The sequence below is a fragment of the Ideonella azotifigens genome, assembly GCF_006519715.1.
Taxonomy (GTDB): Bacteria; Pseudomonadota; Gammaproteobacteria; order Burkholderiales; family Burkholderiaceae_C; genus Ideonella; species Ideonella azotifigens.
Window position 1 is genome coordinate 1 of the sequence record NZ_VIDT01000897.1, and the last position, 1,868, is coordinate 1,868.

The 1,868-nt window shown below is 66.4% G+C and carries 3 protein-coding genes; 1 reads left to right on the top strand and 2 read right to left on the bottom strand.

The genetic code is table 11. The features are described 5' to 3' along the window. The coding region (locus FKP22_RS29010; RefSeq protein WP_141291619.1) for a TolC family protein at nucleotides 1-382 on the top strand (382 nt) is incomplete at its 5' end. Here the strand turns inward: FKP22_RS29010 and msrQ are convergent. Continuing rightward, entirely contained in the window at nucleotides 372-1,049 is a 678-nt protein-coding gene (gene msrQ, locus FKP22_RS29015; RefSeq protein WP_141291621.1) for a protein-methionine-sulfoxide reductase heme-binding subunit MsrQ, read from the bottom strand. The two genes, FKP22_RS29010 and msrQ, sit on opposite strands and share 11 nt — an antisense overlap. Next, a partial coding sequence (gene msrP / locus FKP22_RS29020; protein WP_141291623.1) for a protein-methionine-sulfoxide reductase catalytic subunit MsrP occupies nucleotides 1,049-1,868 on the bottom strand: 820 nt, incomplete at its 5' end. The genes msrP and msrQ, both read right to left, overlap by 1 nt.

The following is a 1,868-nucleotide window of genomic DNA, read 5'->3' on the forward strand; positions in this document are numbered from 1 at the left end:
CGGCGCGGTGCAGGCCCGCATCGCGCAGGCCGAGGCCGGCACGCGCGGTGCGCTGGCGAAATTCGACGGCACCGTGCTGACGGCCTTGCGCGAAACCGAAACCGCGCTGAACGCCTATGCCCGCGAGCTGGATCGTCGTGCGGCCTTGACGGCTGCGCGCGAGGCCGCAGCCAAGGTGGCACAGCAGTCCGCCCAGCTTTACCGCGGTGGCAAGACCGGTTACCTCGATGCGCTGGACGCAGACCGTTCGCTGGCCAGTGCGGACGCAGCGCTGGCCGCGTCCGAATCGCAGTTGGCCGACGACCAGGTGCAACTGTTCATGGCCCTCGGTGGCGGCTGGGAGGCTTTGCCTGCCTCGCCAGTCGCCAGCGTCAAGCCATGACCGGCCGGCGGCTGCGCAGCCAGCGCCACACGCGCCAGCCCAGAAGGAAGAAGATGACCGTGGCGTAGACCGCGACTTCTGCGAAGTTGTGCTTGCTGGCGCGCAGCCAGAAGAAGTGCAGCAGGCCGCCCAGCGCAATCGCGTACATGGTCTTGTGCAGCGCCTGCCAGCGTTTGCCGCCCAGGCGCTTGATGGCTGCGTTGAACGAGGTCAGCGCCAGCGGCAGCATCGCCAGCCAGGCGGCAGTGCCAACGAGGATGAAGGGCCGCTTGGCCACGTCGTGCAGCAGCGCCTGCAGGTCCAGGTTCTGGTCGAACCAGGCGTATGAAAGCCAGTGCAGCGTGCCGTAGAGAAAGGTCGCGACACCCAGGTTGCGGCGCCAGCGCACGATGCTGTTGAGGCCTGTCCATTGGCGCAGCGGGGTGATGGCCAGCGTGACGCAGAGCAAACGCAGCGTCCAGTCACCCAGGCCGCGGATCAGCGCCTCGGTGGGGTTCGGTCCCAATTGGTTCTGGATGGCGCCCCAGAGCAGCAGCCCGGCCGGCATGGCCAGCAACAGCCACAGCAGCGGCTTGACGACCGGGTGCAGCAACCAGCCATTGAGCCGCGGCACCAGGCCCTTAGGCGGCGCGCGGCGCGCGGCCGTAGAAACGCCTGTCGCCGCCATCAGAAGTTCTTCTTCAGGTCCATGCCGGCGTACAGCGATGCCACCTGGGCTTCGTAGCCGTTGAACATCAGCGTGGCGCGCTTCTTCGCGAACAGCCCGTCTTCGCCAATGCGGCGCTCGGTGGCCTGGCTCCAGCGCGGGTGGTCGACCTGTGGATTGACGTTGGAGTAGAAGCCGTATTCGGATGGCGCCGAGCCTTCCCAGCTGGTGGTGGGTGCCTTGTCCATGAAACGGATCCTGACGATGGACTTGGCACTCTTGAAGCCGTATTTCCAGGGCACGGCCAGCCGCAGCGGCGCGCCGTTCTGGTTCGGCAGCACTTCGCCGTAGAGGCCGAAGACCATCATCGCCAGCGGGTGCATCGCTTCGTCCATGCGCAGGGCTTCGACGTAAGGCCAGTCCAGCACGCCAGCGCGCAGGGCGGGCATCTGCTTCGGGTCTGCCAGGCTGGTGAATTCCACGAACTTGGCGCTGCCCAGCGGCTGGGCTTTCTTGATGATCTCGGACAGCGAATAGCCGACCCACGGAATGACCATGGACCAGCCTTCCACGCAGCGCAGCCGGTAGACCCGCTCTTCCATTGGCGCCAGTTTCAGCAGCGCATCCAGGTCCAGCGTCAGCGGCTTGGCGACCATGCCTTCGATGCTCACCGTCCACGGCCGCGGCTTCAGGCTGCCGGCGTTGCGGTTCGGGTCGGACTTGTCGGTGCCGAACTCGTAGAAGTTGTTGTAGGTGGTGACGTCGCCATAAGCCGTCAGCTTGTCGTTGACCAGCGCGCCTGCGACACCGCTGCGTGCACCGGGCAGCTTGGCCAGCTTG